This is a genomic window from Microbacterium sp. W1-4-2 (genome assembly GCF_058349885.2).
In genome coordinates, this window is sequence record NZ_JBYRJC020000001.1 from 170,323 (window position 1) to 175,748 (window position 5,426).

Sequence of the window (5,426 nt, forward strand, 5' to 3'; positions counted from 1 at the left end):
TGCGCCGGGGAGGGGCTGGTCACTTGACAAAGGTCATCTCCCTCTTGTCGCCGAGGATGCCCTGGGGGCGGAAGATCACGAGCAGCATCAGGACGACGCCGACCAGGATGAACTGGATGACACTGGCCTGGGCCGACGACATCGGCAGCCAGCCCGCGGCGGCGGCCGCGGGCAGCAGGTTGTTCATGAATGCGAGCACGACCCAGAAGAGCACGGCGCCCAGCGTCGGGCCGAACACGGTGGCGGCGCCGCCGAGGAGCACGATCACCCACAGGAAGAACGTGAGCGAGGTCGTGTAGCTTCCCGGCACGACCGCCGACGGCAGCACGAACACGATGCCGCCGGCCGCGCCGATCACCCCGCCGACCACGAGCGCCTGCATCTTGTAGGCGAAGACGTTCTTGCCGAGCGAGCGCACGGCGTCCTCGTCTTCGCGGATGCCCTTGAGCACGCGCCCCCACGGGCTGCGAACGAGCGCCCACACGACCAGGATCGACACCGCCAGAGCGACCAGCCCGAACACCATGACCCACAGCTGTGCGGCCGTGTACGTCCACGGGCCGAACCCGTACGTCACGCCCCGCGGGAACGGGTTCGCGCCGTTGAAGCCGGCGTTGTAGTTGGCCAGGCCCTCGGCCGAGCCCGTCCACTTGTTGAACACCTGCGTCGTGAACAGCAGCCGGACGATCTCGGCGGCCGCGATCGTCGCGATGGCCAGGTAGTCGGCACGCAATCGCAGCGTGGGTATGCCGAGCAGGAGTGCGAACAGGGCGCCGCACGCCAGGCCGATGATCATGCCCAGCCACCACGGGGCGCCGAAGCTGAGCACCGAGATCGCATAGCCGTAGGCGCCCAGCGCCATGAAGGCCGCCATTCCGAAGTTGAGCAGTCCGCCATAGCCGAAGTGGACGGCCAGGCCCGTGGCCGCGAGCGCGTATGCGATCGTGACCGGGCTGAGCAGGTAGCTCGCGGTGTTGCCGAAGATCTGTCCCCAGTCCATGTCAGCCCAGCCTCTCCTTGCGCCCGAGCAGACCCTGCGGGCGCACGAGCAGGATCACGATCAGCACGACCATCGCACTGGCGTACTTCAGGTCCGACGGGATCCACAGCGTCGACGCCTCCACGGCGATGCCCACGATCAGCGATCCGACGAACGCGCCCAGCGCGGTGTTCAGGCCGCCGAGGGTCATCGCCGAGAAGATCAGCAGCAGCATCTGCACGCCCATGTCCCATTTCACGCCGGGGCGGTAGTACGCCCACAGCACGCCCGAGACCGCCGCGAGCGTGCCCGCGAGGGTCCACACGATCCGGATCACGCGATCGACGTTGATTCCGGATGCCGCGGCCAGCTGCGGGTTGTCGGAGATGGCGCGCGTCGCCTTGCCGATCCGGGTGCGGGTCAGGAAGTACGCGACACCCAGTGTCGCGACGAGGCTGACGACCATGCTCGTGATGTCGATGTAGGACAGCGAGATCGGGCCGAACTGGATGGGCTTGGGGCTGGCACCGGGCAGCTGCGCCGTGCCGCCTCCGATGGCGTACTGGAACGCGTAGCGCAGCGCCAGCGACAGGCCGATGCTGACGATCATCAGCTGGACCGTGCCCAGGCCCTTGCGTCGCAGCGGTCGCCAGAGACCGGCATCCATCCCCAATCCCAGGGCACCGCCCGCGACGACGGTCGCCGCCAGTGCCAGCCAGATCGGCAGTCCCCACATCGTCGACGCGACGAGGGCGACAAGGCCGCCCCAGGTCACCATCTCGGCATGTGCGAAGTTCGCGAGCTTCGTCGTGCCGAAGATGAGCGCGGCCCCCATCGAGGCCAGCGACAGCAGCAGACCGAAGTTCACGCCGTTGACGAGCCGGGTCAGCAGCTGCGAGGCGAACGACTGCGTCTCGCGCACGCCCTGCCCGAGGAACAGGTTGACGTATGCCGAGTTCGTCAACCCGAACTTGACCTCGCGAGACGCCGACTCGCCCTTGACGATCACGCCCTTGGGCAGCGTCGACTCATCGACGGTGAGCGTATAGGTGCCCTTCTTCGGCACGTACAGCTTCCACGACCCCTCGGCGTCGGTCTTGGTCTGCGCCGAGAATCCGTTGCCCTCGATCTTGACGACGACGCCGGCGAGCGGCTTGTCCTTGTACGAGATGAAGCCGGCGAAGAAGAAGTCCGTCTTCGGGGTGTTCTCGTCGGCGTGCACGGGTCCGGACCGGGTCGCGGACAGGACGGCGGGCGGGGCGAGGGCGGTGCCGTCGGCGGATGCCGGAGCCGGTGCTGCGACGGATGCGGCGGGTTGCGCGGCAGCGGTCGCAGAGGCGGCAGGCGCCACCATGAGCATGAGTCCGGCCGCGGCCGCACCGACGAGCGCAGCCCGCCAGATGCCGGGCCGAAGCGCCCTCGTTCTGTGTCTCACGCGACCTCCACATTGAGTACATCGCGGCGCCCTCGGGTGTGCGGCGCCGTCTTGTGCGACGCTCCGAGCGTACCGGGCCGGACGCGGGGGTGCCTACTTGGAGCCGGTCACGGTTTGGAATACCTCGAGCCCGGTCGCGATTACACTGGGAAGACGGCGGAACTCCGCTCGCCGATGTCGACCGCCGCGATCCCAATTGCAGCGCGCCCGGCGCGAGAGGAGCATCCATGGAACAGCCCGACCCGTTCGGCTTCGTCGGCCTCACGTACGACGACGTCCTGCTTCTGCCGGGGCACACCGATGTGATCCCCAGCGAGGCCGACACGTCGTCGCGGGTCACGCGGCGCATCACGGTGGCCACGCCCCTGATCTCGGCGGCGATGGACACCGTGACCGAGGCCCGCATGGCGATCGCCATCGCGCGCCAGGGCGGGCTCGGCATCCTGCATCGCAACATGTCGATCGCCGACCAGGCCGGCATGGTCGACCAGGTCAAGCGCAGCGAATCGGGCATGATCACCGACCCCATCACGACAACGCCCGACGCCACGATCGAGCAGGTCGACGCGCTGTGTGCGCAGTACCGCATCTCGGGCCTGCCGGTCGTCGACGAGGAGGGGCACCTGGTCGGGATCATCACGAACCGCGACATGCGGTTCGTGTCGGGCTTCGAGCGGCAGACCACGAAGGTGCGCGACGTGATGACCAGCGAAGGGCTGATCACCGCGCCGGTCGGCATCAGCGCCGAAGAGGTGATCGGCACGTTCGCCAAGCACCGTGTCGAGAAGCTGCCGCTGCTCGACGCCGACGGAAAGCTCGCCGGGCTCATCACGATCAAGGACTTCGACAAGAGCGAGAAGTATCCGCTGGCCACGAAGGACGAGCAGGGCCGCCTGCGCGTCGGGGCCGCGATCGGCTTCTTCGGCGATGCGTGGGAGCGCGCCGAGGCGCTGCGCGACGCCGGCGTCGACGTCGTCGTGGTCGACACGGCGAACGGGCAGTCGGCGGGCGTCATCGACATCGTCAAGCGGCTGAAGGCCGACCCGACGTTCGCGCACATCGACGTGATCGGCGGCAACGTCGCCACGCGCGAGGGCGCGCAGGCGCTCATCGAGGCGGGTGTGGATGCTGTGAAGGTCGGTGTGGGGCCGGGCTCGATCTGCACCACGCGCATCGTCGCAGGCGTCGGGGTCCCCCAGGTCACGGCCGTCTACGAGGCATCCCTCGTCGCCCGCGAAGCGGGTGTTCCGGTGATCGCGGACGGCGGACTGCAGTATTCCGGCGACATCGCGAAGGCCCTTGTGGCCGGTGCCGACGCCGTCATGATCGGCTCGCTGTTCGCCGGCACCGACGAGGCACCGGGCGAGATCGTGTTCCAGGGCGGCAAGCAGTTCAAGCTGTACCGCGGCATGGGGTCGCTGGGCGCACTGCAGACGCGCGGCAAGAAGACCTCGTATTCGAAGGACCGTTACTTCCAGGCCGACGTTCCCAGTGACGACAAACTGATCCCCGAGGGGATCGAGGGTCAGGTCGCCTACCGTGGACCCGTGGCGGCCGTGGCCTATCAGCTGATCGGCGGCCTGCGTCAGTCGATGTTCTACGTCGGTGCGCGCACCGTCGAAGAGCTGAAGCTTCGAGGCAGGTTCGTGCGGATCACCGCGGCCGGTCTCAAAGAGTCGCACCCCCACGACGTGCAGATCGTGGTCGAGGCGCCCAACTACAAGAAGTAGGGCTCCCGGGTCGGGGCATCCCCCCGAATGACGACCGAGACCGGCTGCGTCTGCCGCGCACGCAGGGGCTCGGTCGTCGTCTATGCCCGATGGCGTGTCGCAGGGTCTGTCCGGAAACGGCTGGTCTTCGGGCGTTTCTGACGACAGAGCCGGTTGCGCGCAAGCGGCATATGCGTTGAGGCGCATATGAGGTTCTCGGACGGCAAGCAGCCGTGGATGCCGTCGCGACGCCGGTGAAGGCGACGCTTTCGGCGAGCGAGAAGCTTTCTTGACGGCCGTGCGACGGCGGGTATACGTTTTCGCACGGACACCGCGCCCGTTGGCCGATCTGGGTTTCGGTTCATGACTTCCGCGCAGCGTCCAGGCTCGCGATCCTTTCGGTCGCTTCGGGGAAGCTGCTGCAATGGCTGCGATCGGCGATGTGCCGCTCCGCGCTCACGAGCGCGCTGCTGCGTCTTCCCGTCGATCGGCCCGCCCCCTGCTGACGTTCCTCGTGTCGCTGGCCGTGGCCATCGCGCCGATGAGCGGATCCGCGGCCGCCTTCGCCGTGCCGGTCGCCTCGGCGCCGGCGGCTTCGGCGCCGGCCGCCGCCGCCGCTCCGCGGTCTGCGGCGAGCCCCTCGCCGTCGGCGACCGCACCGGCCGGTGCGGGCAGCACGGGCGTGACCGTCCGTCCTTCGACCGGCGCGCAGAAGCCGGTGACGCGCAAGACGATCCGCATCGTGGTCCCGCCGACGGCGGGCGCCCGCCGGATCACAGTGCACGTCGCGACCGGCTCGCCCGCTCCCACGACGTCGCCGACGCCGACCACTGCTCATCCGACCACGACGCCGACGGCGTCCCCGACGCCGACGCCGACCGCGACGAGCACCGGCTCGCAGATGGTCTGCGTCCGCTCGGCGGACGGCAACTCGGTCACCTGCAGCTCGGGCAAGACCTCGACGCCGCCCACGTCGACGCCGACTCCGACGCCCACGTCGACGCCCACTCCGACACCGACTCCGACGCCCACGGCGTCCCCGTCCCCGACGCCGACGGAATCTTCCAGCCCGGCACCGAGCGAGTCGCCGAGTCCGGCGCCGTCGGACACCTCCAGCCCCGCGCCGTCGGACGCGACCGGCACCGACACCGGCACCCACCTGCTGCAGGCGGCATCCGCTCCCGCGACGGCGGCGACCGGAGCAGGCCTCTCGTCGAGTGACCTGGCCGCCGCGGTCGCGCAGGCCGAGTCCGAGTGGCTCGCCGTCGACCCGGGCGCCTCATTCGCCGGGTTCTCGGCCAGC

At 69.2% G+C, this 5,426-nt stretch carries 5 protein-coding genes; 1 reads left to right on the forward strand and 4 read right to left on the reverse strand.

The features are described from left to right. Positions 1-19: 19 nt before the first annotated feature. Positions 20-1,000 (reverse strand): branched-chain amino acid ABC transporter permease, encoded by a 981-nt coding sequence (locus AC3RX0_RS00840; protein WP_491504050.1) that lies wholly within the window; start codon positions 998-1,000, stop codon positions 20-22. A gap of 1 nt (position 1,001) precedes the next feature. Beyond that, complete coding sequence (locus AC3RX0_RS00845) at positions 1,002-2,414, reverse strand: ABC transporter permease subunit (RefSeq protein WP_491504051.1); 1,413 nt, start codon at positions 2,412-2,414, stop codon at positions 1,002-1,004. A 227-nt stretch (positions 2,415-2,641) separates the two neighbouring features. On the opposite strand from AC3RX0_RS00845, the gene guaB reads away from it, so the two are divergent. Next, positions 2,642-4,144 (forward strand): IMP dehydrogenase, encoded by a 1,503-nt coding sequence (guaB, locus tag AC3RX0_RS00850; protein WP_491504052.1) that lies wholly within the window; start codon positions 2,642-2,644, stop codon positions 4,142-4,144. Positions 4,145-4,579: 435 nt separating this feature from the next. Here guaB and AC3RX0_RS00855 read toward each other — a convergent pair whose 3' ends face one another. Both AC3RX0_RS00855 and AC3RX0_RS00860 read right to left on the reverse strand, forming a co-directional pair. Next, positions 4,580-4,954, reverse strand: coding sequence for a hypothetical protein (locus tag AC3RX0_RS00855; RefSeq protein WP_491504053.1), 375 nt, complete (start codon positions 4,952-4,954; stop codon positions 4,580-4,582). Between the two features lie 3 nt (positions 4,955-4,957). Then, positions 4,958-5,272, reverse strand: a complete 315-nt coding sequence (locus tag AC3RX0_RS00860) for a hypothetical protein (RefSeq protein WP_498165824.1) — start codon at positions 5,270-5,272, stop codon at positions 4,958-4,960. Positions 5,273-5,426 lie beyond the last annotated feature (154 nt).